This is a genomic window from Pseudarthrobacter sp. DSP2-3-2b1 (assembly GCF_049895945.1).
Lineage (GTDB): Bacteria > Actinomycetota > Actinomycetes > Actinomycetales > Micrococcaceae > Arthrobacter.
This window is the reverse complement of record NZ_JAFCTI010000002.1, coordinates 299,418-321,914: the sequence shown is the minus strand read 5'-3', so window position 1 is coordinate 321,914 and position 22,497 is coordinate 299,418. Positions and strand designations below refer to the sequence as shown.

General features: G+C 65.0%; 20 protein-coding genes. 12 read left to right on the top strand and 8 right to left on the bottom strand.

Going from position 1 to position 22,497, the window contains the following annotated elements:
- Positions 1-13: 13 nt before the first annotated feature.
- Together ACP7AX_RS04045 and ACP7AX_RS04040 are read right to left on the bottom strand one after the other, a co-directional pair.
- A complete protein-coding gene (locus ACP7AX_RS04045; RefSeq protein WP_131682718.1) occupies positions 14-805 on the bottom strand; it encodes a PspA/IM30 family protein in 792 nt (263 codons plus the stop codon).
- A gap of 112 nt (positions 806-917) precedes the next feature.
- Positions 918-2,963 carry a TPM domain-containing protein gene (locus tag ACP7AX_RS04040; protein ID WP_426225480.1) on the bottom strand — a complete coding sequence of 682 codons (2,046 nt, stop codon included), beginning with the start codon at positions 2,961-2,963 and terminating at the stop codon, positions 918-920.
- Between the two features lie 288 nt (positions 2,964-3,251).
- On the opposite strand from ACP7AX_RS04040, the gene ACP7AX_RS04035 reads away from it, so the two are divergent.
- From ACP7AX_RS04035 to ACP7AX_RS04020, 4 genes are all read left to right on the top strand, one after another.
- Positions 3,252-4,847, top strand: coding sequence for a trypsin-like peptidase domain-containing protein (locus ACP7AX_RS04035; RefSeq protein ID WP_426225479.1), 1,596 nt, complete (start codon positions 3,252-3,254; stop codon positions 4,845-4,847).
- Between the two features lie 255 nt (positions 4,848-5,102).
- Entirely contained in the window at positions 5,103-5,894 is a 792-nt protein-coding gene (locus ACP7AX_RS04030; protein WP_131682995.1) for an electron transfer flavoprotein subunit beta/FixA family protein, read from the top strand.
- A gap of 14 nt (positions 5,895-5,908) precedes the next feature.
- Positions 5,909-6,862, top strand: a complete 954-nt coding sequence (locus tag ACP7AX_RS04025) for an FAD-binding protein (protein WP_131682715.1) — start codon at positions 5,909-5,911, stop codon at positions 6,860-6,862.
- A 4-nt stretch (positions 6,863-6,866) separates the two neighbouring features.
- Positions 6,867-7,646, top strand: a complete 780-nt coding sequence (locus ACP7AX_RS04020; RefSeq protein WP_426225478.1) for a PIG-L deacetylase family protein — start codon at positions 6,867-6,869, stop codon at positions 7,644-7,646.
- Positions 7,647-7,693: 47 nt separating this feature from the next.
- On the opposite strand, the gene ACP7AX_RS04015 is transcribed toward ACP7AX_RS04020, so the two are convergent.
- The 4 genes from ACP7AX_RS04015 to ACP7AX_RS04000 all read right to left on the bottom strand — a co-directional run bounded on the left by ACP7AX_RS04015 (position 7,694) and on the right by ACP7AX_RS04000 (position 10,847).
- Positions 7,694-8,557 carry an anti-sigma factor gene (locus ACP7AX_RS04015; protein WP_426225477.1) on the bottom strand — a complete coding sequence of 288 codons (864 nt, stop codon included), beginning with the start codon at positions 8,555-8,557 and terminating at the stop codon, positions 7,694-7,696.
- A 1-nt stretch (position 8,558) separates the two neighbouring features.
- Positions 8,559-9,167 carry a sigma-70 family RNA polymerase sigma factor gene (locus tag ACP7AX_RS04010; RefSeq protein ID WP_426225476.1) on the bottom strand — a complete coding sequence of 203 codons (609 nt, stop codon included), beginning with the start codon at positions 9,165-9,167 and terminating at the stop codon, positions 8,559-8,561.
- Between the two features lie 225 nt (positions 9,168-9,392).
- Positions 9,393-9,860 carry a TrmH family RNA methyltransferase gene (locus ACP7AX_RS04005; protein WP_131682711.1) on the bottom strand — a complete coding sequence of 156 codons (468 nt, stop codon included), beginning with the start codon at positions 9,858-9,860 and terminating at the stop codon, positions 9,393-9,395.
- Between the two features lie 21 nt (positions 9,861-9,881).
- Positions 9,882-10,847 carry a J domain-containing protein gene (locus ACP7AX_RS04000; protein WP_426225475.1) on the bottom strand — a complete coding sequence of 322 codons (966 nt, stop codon included), beginning with the start codon at positions 10,845-10,847 and terminating at the stop codon, positions 9,882-9,884.
- 171 nt (positions 10,848-11,018) lie between these two features.
- Between ACP7AX_RS04000 and ACP7AX_RS03995 the strand changes: the two genes are divergently transcribed.
- Positions 11,019-11,687: a hypothetical protein gene (locus tag ACP7AX_RS03995; RefSeq protein WP_426225474.1), complete on the top strand. Its 669-nt coding sequence runs from the start codon at positions 11,019-11,021 to the stop codon at positions 11,685-11,687.
- Here the strand turns inward: ACP7AX_RS03995 and ACP7AX_RS03990 are convergent.
- The gene (locus ACP7AX_RS03990) at positions 11,684-12,106 is read right to left on the bottom strand and encodes a hypothetical protein (protein ID WP_426225473.1); all 423 of its coding nucleotides are present in this window, start codon (positions 12,104-12,106) and stop codon (positions 11,684-11,686) included. The two genes, ACP7AX_RS03995 and ACP7AX_RS03990, sit on opposite strands and share 4 nt — an antisense overlap.
- Positions 12,107-12,196: 90 nt before the next feature.
- On the opposite strand from ACP7AX_RS03990, the gene ACP7AX_RS03985 reads away from it, so the two are divergent.
- Together ACP7AX_RS03985 and ACP7AX_RS03980 are read left to right on the top strand one after the other, a co-directional pair.
- Positions 12,197-12,859 (top strand): helix-turn-helix transcriptional regulator, encoded by a 663-nt coding sequence (locus ACP7AX_RS03985; RefSeq protein WP_426225472.1) that lies wholly within the window; start codon positions 12,197-12,199, stop codon positions 12,857-12,859.
- A 33-nt stretch (positions 12,860-12,892) separates the two neighbouring features.
- Positions 12,893-14,125, top strand: coding sequence for a cysteine desulfurase family protein (locus tag ACP7AX_RS03980; RefSeq protein WP_426225471.1), 1,233 nt, complete (start codon positions 12,893-12,895; stop codon positions 14,123-14,125).
- Here ACP7AX_RS03980 and ACP7AX_RS03975 read toward each other — a convergent pair.
- On the bottom strand, positions 14,101-15,354 hold the full coding sequence (locus ACP7AX_RS03975) for an NAD(P)/FAD-dependent oxidoreductase (RefSeq protein WP_426225470.1): 1,254 nt from the start codon (positions 15,352-15,354) through the stop codon (positions 14,101-14,103). The two genes, ACP7AX_RS03980 and ACP7AX_RS03975, sit on opposite strands and share 25 nt — an antisense overlap.
- A gap of 206 nt (positions 15,355-15,560) precedes the next feature.
- On the opposite strand from ACP7AX_RS03975, the gene mnmA reads away from it, so the two are divergent.
- From mnmA to ACP7AX_RS03950, 5 genes are all read left to right on the top strand, one after another.
- Positions 15,561-16,685 (top strand): tRNA 2-thiouridine(34) synthase MnmA, encoded by a 1,125-nt coding sequence (gene mnmA, locus ACP7AX_RS03970; protein ID WP_426225469.1) that lies wholly within the window; start codon positions 15,561-15,563, stop codon positions 16,683-16,685.
- A 171-nt stretch (positions 16,686-16,856) separates the two neighbouring features.
- Entirely contained in the window at positions 16,857-18,491 is a 1,635-nt protein-coding gene (locus tag ACP7AX_RS03965) for an ABC transporter substrate-binding protein (RefSeq protein WP_131682705.1), read from the top strand.
- 128 nt (positions 18,492-18,619) lie between these two features.
- Positions 18,620-19,711 carry an ABC transporter permease gene (locus ACP7AX_RS03960; RefSeq protein WP_426225468.1) on the top strand — a complete coding sequence of 364 codons (1,092 nt, stop codon included), beginning with the start codon at positions 18,620-18,622 and terminating at the stop codon, positions 19,709-19,711.
- A gap of 1 nt (position 19,712) precedes the next feature.
- Positions 19,713-20,729 (top strand): ABC transporter permease subunit, encoded by a 1,017-nt coding sequence (locus ACP7AX_RS03955; RefSeq protein WP_131682703.1) that lies wholly within the window; start codon positions 19,713-19,715, stop codon positions 20,727-20,729.
- On the top strand, positions 20,726-22,441 hold the full coding sequence (locus tag ACP7AX_RS03950) for a dipeptide ABC transporter ATP-binding protein (protein ID WP_131682702.1): 1,716 nt from the start codon (positions 20,726-20,728) through the stop codon (positions 22,439-22,441). Before ACP7AX_RS03955 ends, ACP7AX_RS03950 begins: the two co-directional genes overlap by 4 nt.
- Positions 22,442-22,497 lie beyond the last annotated feature (56 nt).

Sequence of the window (22,497 nt, the reverse complement as noted above, 5' to 3'; positions counted from 1 at the left end):
GGGCCGGAACGTCTTACAGCTTGTCGAAGTCGGCTTCGTCGACCGTGGATTCCGAGCGTGCAGAGTTGCCCGAGGCGCCGATGGCCGGCTTGGCTCCGCCGGACTTCAGGGCCGCCAGGCGTGCCTCGATTTCAACCTGCTCGCCGAGGTCTTCGAGCTGGTTGAATTGCGCGTCCAGGCTGGACGCGGAAAGCTCCTGCTGGCCGCGGACCTTGGCCTCTTCGCGGCGGATCTTTTCTTCGAAACGGCCCACCTCGCTGGTGGGATCCATGAAGTCGATGCTCTTGATGGCATCGTGCACCTGGGACTGTGCTGCGGCGGTCTTGGAGCGGGCCACCAGTTCGTTGCGCTTGCTGGTGAGCTCGTTGAGCTTGCCCTTCATCTGGTCAAGGCCGGTCTTGAGCTTTGCCACCACTTCGCGTTGCGAGCTAATGCTGGGCTCTGCTCCCTTGGCCTCGTTCTCCGCGGACATCTGGCGCTGCAAAGCCACCTTGGCGAGGTTGTCAAACTTCTCGGCGTCAACGCTGTCGCCGCTTGACCGGTATTCATCCGCCTTGCGCGAGGCTGCGAGGGCCTTGTTGCCCCAATCCTGCGCATTCTTGACGTCCTCGTTGTAGTCGTCCTCGAGCATCCGGAGGTTTCCGATGGTCTGGGCAACCGCGGACTCCGCTTCCGCGATGTTGTTCGTGTAGTCCCGGACCATCTGGTCCAGCATCTTCTGCGGATCCTCAGCGTTGTCCAGCAAGGTGTTGATGTTTGCCTTTGCAAGCTGTGCGATCCGGCCGAAAATGGACTGCTTAACCATGGTGTATACCTTTCGTCCTGCTCAGTGGTGGCCACTGAAATCAGTGAACAGTTGTTGTACCGCTTCTATCCGCCGGAAGGGTTGTTCCTGACCGGCGCCTAGCCTATGAGGGTCAGAAACTTCCTGAGTCGCCCCCGCCGAAGTCCCCTCCGCCGAAGCCACCGCCGTCGCCGCCGCCCCAGCCGCCGCCATCGCTGTGGCCGCCGCCCCAGCCTGCGCCGCCGCCGCCGTTGAGGATGGAGTTGATGAGGATACCGCCGAGGATGGCGCCGCCGAGGCCGCCACCGCCTCCGCCGCGTCCGCCGAACATACCGCCGCCGCCGAAGCCCTGGTTGGCGTAGCCACCGAAGTTATCGACATCGGCCTGGGCCAACTGCGCTGCCTGCGCCGCGAGGGCGTGGGCCTGTTGGGCGTAGGTGAGGGCCGTGACGGGATCGTTCCGTGAGATGGAAAGTGCGTAGTCAAGGTTTCGCTGGGATTCCGCCAGCCGGGTACGCGCTTCGGTGCCGACTCCGCCGCGGCGGGCGGTGATGTAGTCCGACGTAGCGCTGATCTGGGCCTGTGCGGACATGATGGTCTGCTGCAGCGACGCCTGCGCACGGCGGGCCTGCTCCTGCTTGTCCCGGATGCCGGTGAGGGACTGGTCCAGGGCCTGATGCGCAGACTCCACACGCTGCAGGGTGGCAATGGGATCGATCTTGCCGCCCTGTATTTCTGCCTTGACCTGGGCGAGAGCCTGTTCGACGCCGGCAACCGGGCCTGCCAGTTCGGGGTGTTCCCCGGACTGGATCATGGCTTTTGCCTGGGCCAGGTCCTGTGAGGTGTCCACGACTGCCGCCTCCAGGCCTCCGCGGGCTTCGTCCAGGCTTGTGGACACCTTGGCGATGGCGTCGAGCAGGACGTTGGTCTGGTGCAGGCTCTCTTCGGAAGCGCGCACCGCCACAGCAGCGAGGCTGCCTTCGCCTGCCGCGAGCTTTTCCTGGGCTGCAGCCGTGGCGTTCTGTACAAAAGCGAGGCGTTCCTTGGCCTGGGTGATGTTATCCGCCACCTGCACCAGGGCGCTGTCAGCGTACTTGGCGCGCAAGGATGTCAGCGACTGTTCCGCGCTGGCGATCTTGGCGTCGGCTTCCTGGGCGCCGGCACTGACAGCGGCCAGGGCTTGGGGTGCGTTCTTCTCAAGCTCGCGGAGTGAATCGAAATCGGCCTTCTGCTCCTGGAGCGAACCGAGCGCTGCCTCAGACCGCCGGATGATCTCACCGAGCCAACTGCGCTGCTGTTCCTCTGTATCAGGAATGTGGTCGTCAAGCTGCTGCTGGAGCTTGAAGGATTCGGACATGTGGGCCTTGGCCTCGGCCAGCGCTTTAGTGAAGTTCCCCACCGCGGCGTCGCCGTACTGCGCCTCTGCGAAACCGAGTTCCTGCTCGCTGGACTTGATGGCGTCGTCGGCTTCGATGATCAGGGAACCGCTCTTGCGCCGGAGTTCCTCGATGCTGAGCGAAGCCAGCGGGTCCAGTTCGGCGCCCTGGGGGCCGTAGCTGGCACTGGATGCCAGCGCCGCTTTCTTCCGTTTGTTGCGGAAGTACAGGTATGCTCCGGCGCCACCGGCCGCGACAACACCCGTTCCGACGAGGACAGCCGCCCCAGCACCGTCACCTGAGGGGACATTGCCGCTGCCTCCGCCGGCGGCATCGCCGATGGCCGAGGCGGTATCGATGGCGGCCTGCGCAAAGTCGCGCTTTCCGCCGGCGAGGTTGGCCGTCACTGCGTTCTGGCTGATCGCTCCCTGCTTGGACTTAATGGGGCTGGCGGAGTTCAGCACAAAACTGAACTTGCCGTCGTCTTCGGCTATGGCCAAGATGGCGTCAGACCTGCCCATGCCCTTGTTCGTCGCCACCGCGGCGGCCCACTCTGCAGGGACAGTGGGGTTAGTGAAGGAGTCCACAGTGACAACATAGAGGTTGTACTTGTGGTCCTTGAGGAGTGTCTGGATGGCTTCCTGGACTTCGCCCTTACGGCTGCCGAGGACGTTTGCGTTATCCACGATGTTCGTGCCGGACGGAATAGTTACCGGAGGTTCGGCCCAGGCCGCAGCGGCAGGAGCCGCCAGGAGCCCGGTCAGGCCGATCACGGCGAGAATACGCTTGAACTTTGACCGCATGTGCAACCCTTCAGCACGCTTGACACTGATTCGGGACGAATCAGTCGTCTCAGAATGCAGCAGCGCCCCCACGCGTGATGTAAAGCCGCAGGTCGCTGTGGCAATTCAATTTGATTCTATGGTGCCCCAACTGACGAGTCCACACGGCCGAATATGCCACCAGCGAAACCACGCAGGGACTGCAGGAAAGGTGCTGGCCAGGCTCTCAGGAACCTCCCAGCCAACGTTCGCCCCAGTTCCAGCCAGACGGTCCATAGTTAATGGCAGACGAGGATGAAAGGAAGTCCAATGACTGAGAACCCAACCCCGGGTGCAGCGCCTGAGAACCGGCATCCGGATGACAACCCGGCTGGCGCGCAGAACCCTGCGGAGGGCCGCAGTGACGCTGCCGGTCACGGTAATCCGACAGAGCGGCTGGACCGCCCGGGGTCATCCGATAACCCCACCCAGCAGCTTCCCGGCGCGCCCCGGCCGGAATATCCTCCCCGCGAACCGTTCTACGGCCAGCAGGCGCCCGGCCAGGGACAGTACGCCCAGCCCACCCCTGGCCCGGACACAGCCTCGCCATACGGCGCTGCTTACCGGGCCCCCGAGCAGCAGTACCAGCATGGAGCGCACCCGGCATCACCGGCCGGGTATACGGGTCAGTTCAACTCGGCCCCCAATCCGGCAAATACGCCACGCCGCAAGGCTTCGTTCGGTGTAGGAACCCTCGTGGCCAGCATCCTTGCCGCCGGCCTGGTGGGTGGCGGGGTCGCAACAGTCGGTTCGGCCAACCTCTTCGACACAGGGTCGCCCGCAGCATCAAGCAGCAACAGCCAGCCGGGCACCGTCATCGTCAATAACCAGGACGCCGTCAACGCCATCACTGCGGCCGCGCTTAAGGCATCTCCGTCCGTTGTAACCATCAGCGCCACGAGTGGCGGTTCCGGTGGCACAGGATCCGGAATCGTCCTCGACGAAGAAGGCCACATCCTCACCAACACCCACGTGGTCACCCTGGACGGCCAGACCGCCTCCGCAGCGCTGGAGGTGCGCACCAGCACAGGCCAGGTGCTCAAGGCCACTCTGGTTGGCACTGACCCCCTTTCTGACCTCGCAGTGATCAAGGTGGACAACGCATCCGGGCTCACTGCAGCCACCCTCGGGGACTCCGGCAAGCTCAATGTGGGAGACACGGCCATTGCCATTGGCTCACCGCTTGGCCTGACCGGAACGGTCACCGACGGCATCGTCTCGACCCTGAACCGGACCATCAGCGTGGCCTCGGCTGCGGCACCTGACGAGGGCGACAGCTCTGAGGACGACGGCGGGTTCCAGTTCGCCCCGCCCAACGGTGGCGAGAGCCAGAACACCACAGGCCAGGGTTCGATCTCCATCAACGTGATCCAGACAGACGCCGCGATTAACCCCGGAAACTCGGGCGGAGCGCTGGTCAACAGCAACGGCGAAATCATTGGCGTGAACGTCGCCATCGCCTCTGCAGGTTCGGATTCCGCCTCCAGCGGCAACATCGGTGTAGGCTTCAGCATCCCCATCAACCACGCCAAGCGCGTGGCGCAGGAGCTCATCGACAACGGCAAGGTATCCCATGGCCAGCTCGGGGTCAGTGTCAAGGACAAAACCTCCAGCGGTTCATCATCGTCAGGCTTCTCCGTGGGAGCGGACGTTGCCACGGTCGAGGCCAACTCAGCCGCCGCAAAGGCAGGCATCAAAGTGGGCGATGTTGTGACCAAGTTCAACGACCTGGTCATCAGCGAACCCAACCAGCTGACCGCCGCCGTGCGCGAGCAGGCCGGGGGAGCCACCGTCAAGCTCACCGTCCTGCGCAACGGCCAGGAGCAGACGCTCGACGTCACGCTGGGCACAGCCCCGGACCAGTAAGGCACCGGAGCAACGAACACCAAGCACCACCGACGACGGCGGCGGTCACCACACCCGGTGCCCGCCGCCGTCGGCCGTTAACACCTGAACCGAACGGTCAAGCCGGGGTGACACAGGCGTTAACGGGACGGCAGCGGGGCGCGCCTATATGGTTAGCTAAGATCTACCCGTACCCCGGGCGTTCCGCGGCCACGACCTCACCCGGCTGGCTATCCACAAGCATGGAAGGCTGCTGTAAATACAGTGGAAGAGACATTGAAGATCATCGTCCTGGTCAAGCACGTGCCGGATGCGCAGTTCGACCGTCACCTCAACGGAGAGGGCTACACTACCGACCGGGATGAGAGCATCCTGTCGGAACTGGATGAATATGCTTTGGAAGCGGCGCTGCAGCTGGCTGAGGCCCGTGGCGGAGCCAAGGCCGGCAATCAGGTCATTGCCCTGAGCATGGGCCCCTCCGGCGCCGTGAACGCCGTTAAGAAGTCACTTCAGATGGGTGCCACCGAAGGCGTACACCTGACGGACGGCGCCCTGGCAGGCTCCGACGCCGCGGCCACGTCGCTGGCGCTCGCAGCCGCCGTCCGGCACCTCGGTGGAGTGGACCTCGTCCTCACCGGCATGGCGTCCACCGACGGCGAAACGTCCCTGGTTCCCGCCCAGCTCGCCGAACGCCTGGGCCTGCCCCAGGTCACCTTCGCGTCGTCGCTGACGGTCGACGGCGGCCGGCTCACCGCGCGCCGTGACGCGGACACCTTCTCCGAGACCGTGGAAGCCTCCCTGCCGGCCGTAGTGTCTGTCACTGACCAGATCAACGAGCCCCGGTACCCCAATTTCAAGGGCATCATTGCCGCCAAGCGCAAAAGCATCACCACCCTGTCCCTGGCGGACATCGGCGTGGATCCCGCGCAGGTGGGGCACGCCGGTTCGTGGACCACCGTGACCTCAGCCGAAGAACGCCCGCCCCGCACCGCCGGCACCATCATCACCGACGAAGGCGACGCCGGCATCAAACTGGTGGACTTCCTGGCCGCCCAGAAGCTGCTCTAAGAGGGATCAAAGACATGGCAAACGTACTCGTATTCATTGATAACCCGGGCCAGGCCCTGAAGAAGAGCAGCCTCGAACTGCTGACCCTGGGCCGGTCCCTGGGTGAGACCGCTGTTGCACTGAACGGGGACCTCAGCGACGGCGTCTCGGCGGCCTTCGCCGAGTATGGTGTCAGCACGGTCCTCCGGCCCTCGGCCGCGGACCTGGATGACTACCTCGTGGCACCCAAGGCCGCCTACCTCGCCGCCGCCGCAGCATCCGCGGGCGCTGGCACCGTCCTCCTGGACAACTCGCCGGAAGGCAAGGAGATTGCCGGCCGCCTTGGCATCCGCCTCAGCGCCGGCGTCATCACCGACGTCGTGGCAGTCGACGCCGACGGCACAGCACACAAGTCCGTCCTGGCCGGCTCCTACACCACCGCCTGCAAGGTCACGACTCCGGTCTCGGTGCTGACCGTGAAGGCAAACAACGTGACGCCGGAACCGGCCGCAGTGCCGAGCAACCCGGAGACCACCACCGTGGAGGTTCCCGCGGATGCAGCGGCCACCGCCGCCCGGATCACAGCCCGGGAGCAGAAGGTGGCCAGCGGCCGCCCGGACCTCACAGACGCCCGGATCGTGGTGGCCGGCGGACGCGGCCTCGACGGCGACTTTGGCCCCGTCGAACAGCTTGCGGACGCCCTCGGTGCGGCCGTCGGTGCCTCCCGGGCAGCCACTGATGCCGGCTGGATCAGCCACGACGCCCAGGTGGGGCAGACCGGCAAGACGGTCTCACCCCAGCTGTACATCTCAGCGGGAATTTCCGGCGCCATCCAGCAGAAAGCCGGCATGCAGACGGCCAAGGTCATTGTGGCCATCAACAAGGACGCCGAGTCCCCGGTCTTCGAAATTGCCGATTTCGGCATCATCGGCGACCTCTTCGACGTCCTGCCCCAGGCCACGGAAGAAATCAAGAAACGAAAAGGCTGATCCTTTGACCACTCCTGCTGGTCCAGCACAGAGCCCGTTCAACCCGGCCACGGCCCGGGTTGGGCGGGTGCTCTGTTTCGCGGCCCACCCTGACGATATCGATTTCGGTGCGGCCGGCACCATCGCCGCCTGGACGGCTGCCGGCGTAGAGGTCAGCTATTGCATCATGACCGACGGCGACGCCGGGGGCTTCGACCCGGCCCACCGTGCGGAGATCATCACGCTCAGGGCCGCCGAGCAGCGCCGGGCGGCCGAAATGGTGGGCGTCACCGACATCCATTACCTGCACGAGCGGGACGGATACCTTGAACCGACGCACGAGGTGATGAAGGGCGTGGTCAAGCTGATCCGGGAACTCCGTCCCGACGTCGTGCTTGCCATGCACCCGGAGCGGAACTGGGGCCGGCTGCAGAAGAGCCACCCGGACCACCTGGCAGTGGGGGAGGCCGTGACGCGTGCCGTCTACCCGGCGGCGGAGAACCCGTTCGCGTACCCGGAGCTGGCCGAGGCCGGCCTTACTGCGTACAAACTGCCGTGGCTGTGGCTTTACGCCGGGCCGGAGGAGCGGGAAAACCACTTTGTCGACGTGACGGACCACGTACGCGCCAAGCTCGACGCCATCCATGTACATGTCAGCCAACACCCGGACGTCAAGGCCATGGAAGCCGCCGTGCGGAACGGGATGAGCGTGAACGCGCGGCGCGCGGGCTTGGCCGGGGGCCGCAGCGCCGAGGCGTTCCACGTCGTGGCCGTTAACGGCCCGGCAACCATCGCGGGCTTTTAACGGGACCGGAGGACGGCAGACGCCTGGGAGCCAGGCGTCTGCCGCTGTCAGGCTCCCAGTGTTGCTGCAGCCACCACAGGCGTGGTGGGCGCGGCTGAGCCGCCCGTCGGTTCAACGGTGATGCCCAGGGCGGACGCGGTGGCGATGCCCTTCACAAGGGCAGGCTTGGACAGCGCTTCCTCGTCCATCAGTCCCTGGGAGACCGGCGCAGAGCCGTCCTTCGGGATCAGCCACATCTGATAGACCTTGCCGGCCGGTGGGGCAGGCACGCCGTTCATCTTGACGACGAGTGAATCCTTCGACGCCGACACCAGGACCGTGGCCGTTCCGCCGGCGGCGACCGGCACGGACGCTTCACGGACGTCCCCGGCACGGACAACCTGGTTCAGCGGATCGTTTTGATCCGCGACGTAAGCCCCCACACCCACTCCGCCAAGCGCGATCACGGCGGCGGCAGCGACCCCGGCGAGCCAACGGCGCGCCCCACCGGGCCGGCGTCGTTCTTCCTTGCGTTGCCTCAGCCCCGCGAGTTCGTCGGTGCCCCCTGCCGAAGTTCCTGCTGCGGGTGCGGACGTAACAGGAGGGACCGCAGCACCCTCAACCGGCAGCTGCGCCAGCGAGGGCAGCTGCGAAACGATGCGGGCGAAAAGATCCGCCGGCGGTTCGGCCTCTGCCGTGAACGACGTGGCCAGAGTCTCCCTGGCCTGCCGGACGCGCTCAAGGAAAGCGTGGCGCTCGGAACCGGATGCGGAAGAGATGTACTGGTCAATGGCGGCGCGTTCAGCGTCTGTGACCGCGTCCAGGGCGTAGAGCTCAGCGAGGTCGACGGCGCGGCCTGAATCCAGGTCTGCAGCAATCGAATCACCAAACGAACCGGGACGGCGGCCTCCGGGACTATTCATTTCTGTCATCTCAACTCACCCCCAGACATGTCTTCAAGCGGATCAGCCCGTCGCGGATGCGGGACTTGATGGTAGGAACTGCGGCGTTAAGCTTCTCGGCTACCTCGCGGTACGTCAGGCCGCCGTAGTAGGCCAGCCGCACGGATTCCTGCTGGGTATCCGTCAGTGTGTCCAGGCAACGGACCACCGCCTCGGCTTCGAGCCTGGTGTCCACTTCATCGGAGACGGAGTCATGATCGACGTCCTGGCTGCTGGCCCCGTACCTGGCTTCACGGTCCGTGGCTGACTGCGAGGAACGGACTTTGTCCACCGCCCGCCGGTGCGAAATGGTCATCAGCCACGACAACGGGCTGCCCATGTCAGGGTTGAACTTGCCGGCGTTCTGCCAGACCTGCAGGAAGACTTCCTGCGTGGTGTCTTCACTGAGTTCGGGATCGATGAGGACGCGGCGTGCCATTCCGAAGACCCTGCGGGAGGTCAGTTGGTAGAACTGGGCAAACGCGGCCTGGTCACCGCCGGCGATCCGGGCGAGCAGCCCTGCCAGACGCTGGCTGAGTTCCGCCGGTGAGTCGGTGACGGTGGGCGGAGCCTCGGAGTTCGGCGCGTTGGGAGTTTCCATCACTATCAAGCATAGGTCGCCCGGCGGACAATCCGGGGCATCGCGGCCGTGCCCCCCGGCGGCGGCCCGCCGGCCCGGCTGAGCAGTGTCAAGCCCTGCATGCAACAGTGTCACCCGCCGTTCCCTCCCTCGCCCTCTTTTGCTGTCAGGAGTGATTCGGTGCAGGTGGCGCTCCGGATGGGCCGCCGGGCGGACGGACTGGGAGGCGCGGACGGACCGGGATGCTCAGAGGCGGGCGCCGGCAAACCCCTGCTGGCGCCACGCCTCATAGACGGCGATGGATGCGGCGTTGGCAAGGTTCAGCGAACGCAGGGACGGCAGCATCGGAAGACGGACGGTCGCGGTGACATGGGGGTCCGTCTTGAGGTCCTCGGGCAGGCCCACGGATTCCTGGCCGAACAGCAGGACGTCACCGGGCCGGTAGGCAATGTCTGCATAGCTTGTGGTGCCGTCCGAGGTGAAGGCATAGACCCGCTCGGGCTGGAGTTCGCGCCAGGCATCGTCGATGCTCTTGTGGACGGTGACGACGGCGAGGTCATGGTAATCGAGGCCGGCCCGGCGGAGCTTGGCGTCAGAGAAGTCAAAGCCGAGGGGCTCCACCAGGTGAAGCTCGGCGCCGGTTATGGCGGCCAGCCTGATGGCGTTGCCGGTGTTGCCAGGGATTTCGGGGGCGTGGAAGAGGATACGGAACACCGTCCAATCCTAGTCAACGCGTCAGTGCATGCCGCGCAGCAGCCTTGCCAGGACGGAGACATTGACCGCGTTGGGGGTGGGCCCGGAGGAGAGGAAGTGTTTGAGGCCGCGGACCAGCCCTGCCGCATTCACTACGTGGACGGTCTCGATTGACCCTGCGGCGCGCCGGTGCCGGTCGATGACGGGCTCGTGAAGGTTGCCGTCCGGACTGTGGATGACTGTCCAGCCGGTGACGTTCAGTTCGGGAAAGATGTCCTGCATGGCCCGGACGATGTGGGCGAGCTGGGGCGGTGCGATGGAACGGCCGCCGTGGTTCAGGGTCTGTCCGTCCCACGCATAGGCGCCCTTGGGCAGGAGCATCGAATTGATCAGGGCCAGCCGGTAGCCGGACAGCAGCGCGTGGTCGATGTGGTTGTCGTCGGCAGGGGATTGGAGGCCGTTGACCAGCCGGGCAGCAGGAATCGCGGGCAGGACCTGCCGGGTGATGAGCTGCACCGTCCGCATCTCACGCTGGATGCGGGCTTCGGCGCCAAAAATGCCCCGTTTGCGCGGAGTGCCGTGGACCTGCTGGCTGGCTTGGCTCAGCGGGATGAGGGGGACCGTCCCGGCGGCCTCAAACGCCGCTGCGTCGTAGGCCGGAACAAAGAAGGGCGCGTCTCCGGCGGTATTGCGCGGTGTGCCGGGCCTGTGAACGGAAGCTGACGCGTGGCTCCCTGCGGCCGGTGCGTCAAAGTCCGGACCCGCGGCGGACCCGGCCGCTCCGTTTCCGCCCTTGCCCGCGGCGTAGGAGCGGTCGTAGGCCTTCCTGCGCTGGGGATCTATCAGGGTTTCGTAGGCAGCCGTCACCCGCCGGAAGGCTGCGGCATCCCCGCCGTGATCCGGATGGGCCGTGCGCGCGGCCCGGCGGTAAGCCACCTTGATTTCCTTCTCGGAGGCTGTCACGGCGACGCGCAGCACCTCGTAGTAGGAGCTGCTGCTCTCGGTCAAGCACTCATCCTTCTGTTGGTCTGGCCAGTCCACGGCAGGCAGTCCGGTCGGCCCAGTTTAGCCGCCTGTCCACATAACGTTTGTGCAGGATGGGGTGGTTCCCCGGCTGGCATAAACTCTTGAAGGATGACGGCAGGGTATGACCGTCCGGGCTATTGCATTGGGGTAAACGTGAAGGCACAGGCTGCGGCGGGACTGTTGGCGGGCTCGCTGTTTGGGGCAGTGGCGTTGACAGGCTGCAGCGTGGGCGTGCCGGACCCGGCTGCGCCGAAGGTTGAGCAGACCGTTACCGCGCTGGCCACTCCCACCATCACGCCGGGCCATGACGCCGAGGCCGTGGCTGCCAAGGACCTGCCTTTCACCGCGGGCGGCACACTTGCCCAAGGCGCGCCGGTGGGAATTTCCGACGGGCTCAAGGACGCGCCCGGCTGGAAGCAAGTCAAGGAGAATGTTGCCGGCGAAAGCCAGTACCTTAAGGCCGATGGCTGCCTGGTGGCAGCCAAGGTCCGCACAAACCAGTCGCCGCTGGCATTGACTGATGACAAAGAGTCCACCGTGGGCCTCTTCGCCTACCTGGACCCGAGCATCCTCCCCAGCTATTTGAAGACATCCACGTTGCGGTGGGGCGGTGAGCACGACAAACCGGGTCCTACGGCCGAGGTGCTCCTGCTGGAAAGGCCGGCGCTTCCCGGAGCCAGCTCCACGGCCGTTCTTGCCAGGGTTTTCGGCAAAGCCGCGTCCTCTGTGTATATCTCCGTTGCCTGCCCCGACGCCGGAACCCTGACGGCGGCCCAGGCTGATGTCGCGGCACGGCTGATACTCGTTCCGCCTACAAACTAGCGCTGCCGGCGGACGGACCCGGGGGACAGCCGGTTCAGTGCAAGCGCGGCGACCATCAGCCCGAAATCACGGAGCGCTACATCGTAGAAGCCGCCCAGGACCAGCAGGTTGATAATGATTCCAAGCAGCCAGACTGCCACCAGCAGGGATCCGAACCGGGGACGGACGGCCACCGCGATCCCGGCGATGATCTCCACCACCCCCACTGCATACATAAAAGTCTGCGCCGGGACCGGCACCACCGAGGTGGCAACCGGGGCGAGGTACATGGTCCAGTCGGCCAGGATGTTGGTGAACTTGTCCAGCCCAAAGATGATGGGCGCGGCCGTGAACACTGTGCGGAGCAGGAGGAACGCCTGCCGGTCCGGATTCATGGCCATCAGCCGGCCGCTCGATGTGGTTACTCCTGTGGCTTCCATGGTGGACTCCTTCTAAAAGTAGGTATAGTCATTTTAGAAAGCCGGCAAGGTTTAAGCAATGCATTTTGTTTTTAGAAGAAGGGGTTCGGAATGCGCAGGCTTCCCTGGGTCCGCCGCATGGCGGCCGTCGCCTCGCTGGGGGATGGCAAGCGCCGGCAGCTCTTTGAGCTGATTGCAGCCTCTGACAATGCCATTGGGCGCGATGAAGCCGCGTTGGCGTTGGGGGTTCCGAGAAGTACGGCCTCCTTCCACCTCGACAAGCTGGTGGACGACGGCCTGCTGGCTGTGGAATTCCAGAAGGCATCAGGAAAAACCGGGCCTGGTTCCGGGCGGCCGGCCAAGATGTACCGGCCTGCCGCGAGCGAGGTAAGTGCCTCGGTGCCGGACCGGAACTACGATCTCGCCGGCGAACTGCTCGCGGCGGCCATTGAACATTCCACGGGTACCGGCCTCCCGGTGGGTGATGCATTGCGGGAAACCTCGCGCCAAAAGGGCCTCCAGCTGGCCGCAGGTTCCGCCAGCCTGGCGGAGTTCATTGCCGGGGAGGGCTACCAGCCCGAGCCCGACGGCTCGGGCGGGCTCATCCTGCGGAACTGTCCTTTCCATCGGCTCGCCGGCGGGCATCCTGAAGTAGTCTGCGCCATGAACGGCTCCTTTTTGCAGGGCGCAGCCGCAGCGTGCGGAGAATCAGAGGAACGGGTGGCGCCCAACACCGTGCCTGGCCAGTGCTGCGCCAGGATCACGCCGCCCTGAATCCCTGACCACCAACGCCGCTAGAATTGATGCGTGCCCGTTTACCTCGACCATGCAGCCACCACGCCCATTTCTCCCGAGGCGTTGGCGGCCCTGACCCGGGAGCTCGCCCGCACCGGCAATCCTTCGTCGTTGCACGGATCAGGCCGCCGCGCACGGCGTTCGGTGGAGGATGCCAGGGAAACCATCGCGGCGGCGGCAGGCGCCCACCCCTCCGAGGTCATCTTCACGTCCGGCGGCACTGAGTCCGACAACCTGGCAGTGAAAGGCCTGTACTGGTCACGAGTGGCCGAGAACCCGGCCCGGCGGCGCATCCTCTGCTCCGCCGTCGAGCACCATGCAGTGCTGGACACCGTGGAGTGGCTGGAGCGGCACGAAGGTGCGGCTGTTACCTGGCTTCCCGTTGACGGCGAGGGGGTGGTGGACCTCGAGGTCCTTGCCGCCGAACTCTCGCGTGACCCGGAGTCCATTGCACTGGTAACAGTCATGTGGGCCAACAATGAAGTTGGCACTGTCCAGCCCATCCCGAGGATCGTCGAGCTGGCGCACGCGGCGGGGGTTCCGGTCCACTCCGATGCTGTGCAGGCGTTCGGCTCGCTGCCGGTCGGTTTCAAGGCCTCAGGGCTTGATGCGATGTCAGTGTCCGGACACAAGATCGGCGGCCCCGTGGGCGTGGGTGCCTTGCTGCTGGGCCGTGCGGTCAAGCTGACCCCCGTCCAGCACGGTGGCGGCCAGGAACGTGATGTTCGCTCCGGGACGCTGGACACGGCGTCCATTGCCGCCTTCGCGGCGGCCGCCGAAGCCGCGACGGCACGGCTGACCCAAGAGTCTCGCCGGATCGCGGCCCTGCGGGACAAGCTGATCGACGGCGTCCTGGACCGCGTGCCCGAGGCGGTGCTGCGAGGGGCGCCGGGGGAGGGGCGGCTCCCCGGAAATGCCCACTTCACCTTCCCTGGCTGCGAGGGCGATTCGCTGCTGTTCCTGCTTGACCTTGCGGGGGTTGAGTCCTCCACCGGATCTGCGTGCACGGCGGGAGTACCCCGCCCGTCCCATGTGCTGCTTGCCATGGGGCTGGACGAGGAAACGGCACGGGGTGCGCAGCGCTTCACGCTGGGTCACTCCACCACGGAGGCGGATGTTGATGCCCTGCTGGCGGCCCTGCCCGGTGCTTATGCCCGGGCGCGGCAGGCGGGGATGGCCGGGCACGAATCATCGATCCAGACCGCTGGAACGGTGGCGCGTCAGGCCGCTTCGGGCAGGAGCTGATCGAGGCCGGCTGACGTGTCGGCAAGCCGTTCAGCCGGTACAGGAACTCCCGCCGAAATGAGGGCTTTGATGACCTTCTGTGCTGGCTGGGGCTTCCGCGGCCAGTTGACGCTCATGCCGGCCACCACCCGCGAGCCGTGCTGCCAGAAGGCAATAAACTCCTTGGCCTCCAGCGAGCCCCTGATCACCGGTTCGGCGCCAGCTGCCAAGGCCGGAAAACCTGAGTACTCCATGCTGACGTCGAACTGATCGGTATAGAAGTAGGGGATGGTGCTGTGGGTGGCTTCCAGGCCGAGCATTGCCTTCGCTGCCACCTTTCCCCCATTGAGGGCGTTGGACCAGTGCTCGCTGCGATGATGCTGGCCGGTAAACGGATGCAGGGCGTTGGCGACGTCGCCGGCGGCAAAAATCCCGGGCACGCTGGTCCGGAGTGAGGCGTCCGTGAGGATCCCGTTGTCCAGGGCCAGCCCGGCCGCTTGGGCCAACTCCGTCCCGGGAACCACTCCGACGGCGATGACCACGATGTCCGCCGGCAGCAGCTCGCCGGAATCGGTGATCACCCCGGTGACCGTCCCGTCGGCCCCGGTCAGCTCCCGCGCCGAGGCGGGAAGCCGGAAGCCCACACCGTTGGCTTCGTGGAGTCCGCGGAAAAACCGGCCAAGATCAGGGCCGATGGCTCCGGCCAGGGGGATGTCCTCCAGGCCGAGGAGCGTGACGTTGTTGCCATAGGTGGCCGCCGCTGCTGCGAGCTCCATGCCGATCCAGCCCGAACCGATCATGACCACGTTTTTCCCGCCCGGTGCCAGAGCGCCGCGCAACCGGCGGCTGTCATCCAGGGTGCGGAAGGTTGTGACCCCGGCCAGGTCGCTGCCCGGCAGGCGCAGAGTCCTGGGCTTCGCCCCTGTGGCGAGGAGCAGGAATCCGTAGTCCAGCAACGTTCCGTCGCCCAGTTGGACTGTCCGGGCGTCCGGCTGGATGCCGGTGACGCTCACGCCGAGGCGGAGGCCGACCTCGTTCTCTGCATACCAGCCTTTGGGCACCACCGGGACGGCATCCTCTCCCGCTTTGCCCAGCAGATACTCCTTAGACAGTGGCGGGCGCAGATAGGGGGCATGGGCTTCGGCGGCGACGATGGTCACCGGGCCAGTGAAGCCTTCGGCCCGGAGGGTCTTCGCCGCGGTGGCGCCGGCCAGTCCGCCGCCAACAATCACGATGTGTTCAACAACCATGACCTTCCACTCCCGCCTCTGGTGCCAGAATTCTAAAACCGTTAGTTTTGACTTTAGAAGCGGCTGCCAGTGCAGTCAAGGTCTTTTGGGCAGGGTTCGGCGTGCCGATAGAATAGAGCGGCAGGCATTGTGTTACCTCTGCGGCTTCCGGCCTAACGGCGCCGCCGGCCGTTGCCTGCACCCCCCGAACCCTAAAGAAAGCCAGCATGCGAGTTCTAGCAGCCATGAGCGGCGGAGTTGACTCCGCCGTAGCCGCAGCACGTGCCGTTGAAGCCGGGCACGACGTCGTCGGCGTTCACCTTGCGCTGTCCCGGATGCCGGGGACACTGCGGACGGGCAGCCGTGGCTGCTGCACCATCGAAGACTCGCGTGACGCATGGCGTGCCTGCGACGTCCTTGGCATTCCCTATTACGTCTGGGATTTCTCCGAGCGCTTCAAGGAAGACGTCGTCCAGGATTTCATTGACGAATATGCGGCCGGACGCACCCCCAACCCCTGCATGCGCTGCAATGAGCGGATCAAGTTCGCTGCGCTGCTGGAAAAGGCAATTGCCCTGGGCTTCGACGCCGTCTGTACGGGCCACTACGCCAAGGTCATCACTGACGCCGAGGGTAACCCCGAGCTCCACCGCGCCGCTGACTGGGCCAAGGACCAGAGCTACGTCCTCGGCGTGCTGACGCATGAGCAGCTCAAGCACTCAATGTTCCCGCTTGCTGATACGCCTTCCAAGGCCGAGGTGCGGGCCGAGGCCGAGCGCCGCGGGCTGTCGGTGGCGAACAAGCCTGACAGCCACGACATCTGCTTTATCCCCGACGGCGACACCGCCGGCTGGCTGGCCGAAAAGATTGACATGACCACCGGCGACATCGTGGACGAAACAGGTACCAAAGTGGGCGAGCACCCCGGGGCCAACGCGTTCACGGTGGGCCAGCGCCGCGGCCTGAAGCTGGGTACCCCTGCGGCAGACGGCAAGCCCCGTTTCGTCCTGGAGATCCGGCCGAAGGAAAACAAAGTGGTGGTGGGCCCCCAGTCCCTGCTTGCCATCGACGAGATCCGCGGCATCAAGGTCTCCTGGGCAGGCCTGCCCATCGCCGAGATCGCCACGGGGGCAGAGTTTGACTGCTACGCCCAGGTCCGTGCCCACGGCGATCCCGTGCCGGCAACCGCCCGCATGGTGGCCGGTGCTGAACCGGAACAACTGCTGGTGACCCTGACCGAGCCCCTCCGCGGTGTTGCCCCAGGCCAGACCGTTGTCCTATACCAGGGCAGCCGCGTGCTTGGCCAGGCCACCATCGACGTCGCGCGGTCCCTCCAGCGCGCCGAACTCTAGGACCGGCACAACACCATTCAGGTAAATTTTGTGTCTCAACTCACTAAATAGCTCTTTGGCGAGCCTGCTGTCTGGTTGAATCTAGGCATCAGGACAGCGCGCTGCCCGCTCATGCGAATACACCCCATCAGCGGGCGGCGAGCGCGTACTCATCGAACAGAAAGTTCACAGATGACCAAGAGCACTAAAGCCTTGCGGAGCGCAATCGCGCTCGCAGGCGTTTCCGCCTTCGCACTGACAGCCTGCACGGGCCCCTCCGGCGGAGGCGGCGGCACTTCCACCGAGAGTGCCGGTGGCGGCACCATCACCTTTGGAACGACTGACAAAGTGGTCACGCTCGATCCCGCCGGTTCCTATGACGGCGGGTCCTTTATGGTGATGAACCAGATCTACCCGTTCCTCATGAACTACAAGCCCGGCACCGCAGACGCCAGCCCGGATATCGCAGAGTCCGCATCGTTTACCAGCCCCACCGAATACACCGTGAAGCTGAAGTCAGGTCTGAAGTTCGCCAATGGCAACGCCCTTGACTCTTCGGACGTTGTTTTCTCGTTCAAGCGCGTGGCGGCGATCAACGATCCCAACGGACCTGCTTCCTTGTTGTCCAACATGAGCACGGTGGAGGCCAAGGATCCCACCACCGTGGTCTTCACCCTCAAAGCCGCAAACGACCAGGTGTTCCCGGGCGTCCTCGCCTCAAACCCCGGGCCGATCGTGGACGAGCAGGTGTTCCCGGCCGACAAAATCATGGACGACGACGCCATCATCGCGGCCAAGCCCTTCGCCGGCCAGTACGTCATTGAGAGCTACAAGAAGAACGAGCTTGTCAGCTTCAAGCCGAACGCTGACTACAAGGGCCTGCTGGGCGCAGCCTCCAACGAGGGTGCCAACCTCAAGCACTACGCCGATCCGAACAACCTCAAGCTGGACGTACAGCAGGGCAACATCGACGTCGCCGGCCGCATCCTGACGGCCACCGACGTCGCGGACCTCGAGAAGGACTCCAAGGTCAAGGTCCACAAGGGCCCCGGCGGGGAACTCCGCTACATGGTCTTCAACTTCGACACCATGCCGTTCGGTGCCAAGACCCCGGAGGCTGATCCGGCGAAGGCCCTGGCAGTGCGCCAGGCCGTTGCCCACTTGGTGGACCGGGACGTCATCGCATCCCAGGTCTTCAAGAACACCTACACCCCCGTGTACTCCTACGTCCCGCAGGGCTTCGAAGGGGCCTCCGAGCCGCTGAAGAGCCTCTACGGTGACGGCAGCGGCAAGCCCAGCCTGGACAAGGCAAAGAAGGTGCTCGCGGATGCAGGCGTCACCTCCACCGTCGATCTGAAGCTGCAGTACACCGACCGGTACGGCACCTCCGCGGCCGACGAATACGCGCTGGTGAAGCAGCAGCTCGAAAAGTCGGGCCTGTTCACCGTGGACCTCAAGTCCACTGAATGGACCACCTACACCAAGGAACGCCGTGCGGACGCCTACCCGGTTTACCAGCTCGGCTGGTTCCCGGACTACTCCGACGCCGACAACTACCTGACGCCGTTCTTCATCCCGGGGAACTTCCTGGGCAACCACTACGAGAACCCGGCCGTCACCGAAGTCGTCAACAAGCAGCTGGTCACCACGGACAAGGCAGAGCGCAGCAAGCTGATCGGTGAAGCCCAGGAAGCAATTGCCAAGGACCTCTCCACCATCCCGCTGCTTCAGGGAGCCCAGGTCATGGTTGCGGGCACTGACGTCAAGGGTGTTGAAAAGACCCTGGATGCTTCCTTTAAGACCCGCCTTGGTGTGATGTCCAAGTAGGTCCCCGGCCCATCCGGTTCTGATCACGGCAGCGAGGCGGGACGTCTACCGGCGTCCCGCCTCGCTGCTGGTCACAGGCCAGCGCGAGGGGAAGCTGCTGGCTCCGGCCACCACAAACTTAGGTACCAATGACTACATTGATTGACGCGCCGCCCAGCGACGCAGACGGAATCCTGCCGTCCAGCAAGAAATCTTCAGGCGGGGGGCTCGGACAGTACATCCTGATCCGGTTCCTGCTGATCTTCCCGACCATCTTCATCCTCGTCACCATGGTGTTCTTCCTGATGCGGATCACCGGCGATCCCATCACAACGGCCATGGGTGGCAGGCTGCCCATGGAGCAGCTGCAGGAACGGATCCACAACGCCGGCTATGACCGCCCTATCCTGGTGCAGTACTTCGAATACCTGGGGCAGCTGGCCACCGGAAACTTCGGCAGAACCCTTTCGGACAACCGCGCAGTCTCGGAGATGCTCACCACGTACGGTGCAGCCACCCTCGAACTGTCCGTCAACGCCCTGATCCTTGCCCTCCTCGTGGGCATCCCGTTCGGAATGATTGCAGCCCAGCGACGCGACCATGCAACTGACGCGGTCCTGCGGGTCTTCGCGATTCTCTGCTACGCAACCCCGGTCTTCTTCGCCGGCATGCTGCTGAAGCTGACCTTTTCCGTCTGGCTCGGCTGGTTCCCCGTCGCGGGACGCGCCAAAACGTCCTCCGAACTGGCACTGACCTCCCTCGAGGCCCCCACCGGAATCTACTGGCTCGATGCGCTGCGCAGCGGAAACATGGCGGCGCTGGGCGACGTGATGGCACATGCCGTGCTTCCCGCCGTCGCGCTTGGTCTGCTCACCGCCGGAATCTTCCTCCGGCTGGTCCGCACCAACGTGATCGGAACACTGGGCAAAGATTACGTGGAGGCCGGCCGTTCACGCGGCGTCAGCGAGTTCCGCCTGGTCACCAAGCACGCCTACAAGCCGGCGCTGATTCCCATCATCACGGTGATGGGCCTGCAGATCGCAGTGATGCTCGGCGGTGCGGTGCTCACGGAAAAAACATTCGAATGGAAAGGCCTGGGCTTCCAGCTGGCCAACTACCTGACCGCCCGCGACTTCGTAGCGGTCCAGGGCATTGTGGTCCTGCTGGCCATCATCGTCGCGGTAACCAACTTCATCGTGGACATTGTTGCCGCGCTGATCGACCCACGGGTGAGGTACTGACATGAGCGTCCTTCCCGCAAACGAACCCATGGCCAACCCACGGGCCCCCTTCTACCGGCGCCTGCCGGTAGTCTCGCACCTAAACAGGAGCGTGGGGCTGCAGCGCGGCATGCTGGTGGCCGGCCTGGTCCTCACCGGACTTTTCCTCCTGACAGCGCTCCTCGCCCCGTTGCTGGCCCCCTACGGTTTCTCGCAGCTCGCGGATGCGGACGGCAACTTCCCCACCCAGGAGGCTCCCGGCGGCAAACACCTGCTGGGCACCACGGTGGGCGGGTACGACGTCCTGTCCCGGGTCATCTGGGGAGCGCAGACTGCCTTGTTCGTCATCGTGGTGGCTGTGCTGATGTCCATCGTCATCGGCGTGGTCCTGGGGTTGGTGAGCGGCTATTTTGGCGGCTGGCTGGACCGGATCCTGGTGGTCATTGCCGATGCTGTCTACGCCTTCCCGTCGCTGCTGGTGGCCATCGTGATGGCCATCGTCATCAGCGGCGGCCAATCCAGCCTCATTGGCGGTGTCTTCGCGGCCGGCACGGCCATCACGCTGGTCTTCATTCCCCAGTATTTCCGGGTGATCCGTGCCGAGACTGTCAGGCTGAAAGCTGAACCGTTCGTTGAATCAGCCAAAGTTGTGGGTGCCTCGAACATCCGCATCATGAGCCGCCACATCTACAAAAACGCCACCCGCACCCTGCCCTTGATTTTCACCCTGAACGCCTCGGAGGCCATCCTGGTCCTGGCCGGGCTCGGTTTCCTGGGCTTCGGCATCGAGCCAAGTTCCGCAGCCGAGTGGGGATACGACCTGAACAAGGCGCTCGCGGATACCACCTCCGGGATCTGGTGGACCGGGCTCTTTCCCGGTGTGGCGATAGTTCTGACCGTGATGGGCCTGACCCTCATGGGCGAGAGCATCAATGACCTGAACGATCCCCGCCTTCGCGGACGCAAGGCAGCAGGCACCGGCGGCCCGGATCCAATCGTCGGCACGGCAGCAATCAGAGCGGAAGTGAGCGGACTGTGACCATCAACATAGGGTCCATTTCGGACCAGTCCACGCCGGGGAATCAGCCGGTCCTGGAAATCAACCACCTTAAGGTCACTTTCGCCACGGACGGCGGGGACGTGCACGCCGTCAAGGATGTCAGCCTGGACGTCCGGTCCGGAGAGGTCCTCGCGATCGTGGGCGAATCCGGTTCCGGCAAAACAGTGACCGCCAAGACCATCCTGGGGCTCCTCCCGGAGACCGCCACCAGCGGCGGAGCAGTCCTGATCAACGGGAACAACGTGATCAGCGTCAGCGCCTCGAAGCTGAGGCAGATCCGTGGCCGGGATGTGGCCATGGTGTTCCAGGAACCATCAACTGCCCTGAACCCCGTCTTCACCGTGGGCTGGCAGATTGCCGAAGGAATCCGTGCCCACGCCGGCGGTCCCGGTGGAAAGCGTGTCTCCGCCAAGGACGCCAAGGCCCGTGCCATCGAAGCACTGCGCAAAGTCGGGATCCCGGATCCTGAACACAGGGTCAACTACTATCCGCACCAGTTTTCCGGCGGCCAGAAGCAGCGTGTGGTGATTGCCGCAGCCCTGGCCCTGAACCCGGGGCTGATCGTTGCGGACGAACCCACCACGGCCTTGGATGTGACCGTCCAGGCGGAGATCCTGGAGCTGTTGCGGGACCTTCGCGACAAGTACGGCACATCGATCGTCCTGATCACCCACAACATGGGTGTGGTGGCGGACCTCGCGGACCGCGTTGTGGTGATGTACCAGGGCGACGTCGTGGAGGAGGCACCCGCGCGGGTGCTGTTCGCCGAGCCCAAACAGGCCTACACCAAGAAGCTGCTGGCCGCTGTTCCCCACCTGGGCAGGAACTCTGCCTCGGAGGGGTTGCTGGAACGCGCCCACCAGGGCTCGCCGGTGCTGGTGGAGGCAACCAACCTGACCATTGAATACCCCGGCCGGCTGGGCACCCCTGCCTTCAAGGCCGTGGACGGGGTCAGCTTTACCGTCTCGGAAGGTGAAGTCTTCGGGCTGGTGGGCGAATCCGGCTCAGGAAAGACCACCATCGGCCGGGCCATCGCGGGCCTGAACCGGACGACGGGTGGCAGCCTGAAGGTGCTGGGCTACGAAATGCTGAACCTGAAGGAGCGGACGTTCAAACCGCTGCGGAAGGACATCGGCTTCGTCTTCCAGGATCCGGCCGCGTCCTTCAACCCGCAACTGACCATCGGCGACTGCGTGGCAGAGCCCATGATCATCCACACCAACCCCAGCCCTGCGCAGGCGCGCAAACGCGTCGGTGAGCTGCTCGAATCAGTCCAGTTGCCGGCGTCGTACGCTGACCGGTACCCGCACGAGCTCTCCGGCGGCCAGCGCCAGCGGGCTTCCCTCGCGCGGGCCCTCATTCTGAACCCGAGGCTCCTGATCGCGGATGAGCCGACGTCGGCCCTGGACGTTTCGGTGCAGGCCAAGGTTCTGGAACTCTTCAAGGAGATCCAGGCCGAGTTCGGATTCGCGGCGCTGTTCATCAGCCACGACCTCGCCGTGGTGGACATCCTCTCGCAGTGGGTGGGGGTGCTGTACAAGGGCAAGCTGGTGGAGCAGGGGATCGGCAGCCAGATCATGGGGGCGCCGCAGCACGAGTACACCAAACGCCTGATCGCGTCCCTGCCGGTTCCTGATCCGGACGAGCAGGCACGCCGGCGCGAGGCGCACCGGGCGCTGCTGGCGGGCTAGGCGCGAAGTGGGGCCTGCTTTGCGTTGCGTAAGTGCACTCAGCGACGCGGAGCAGG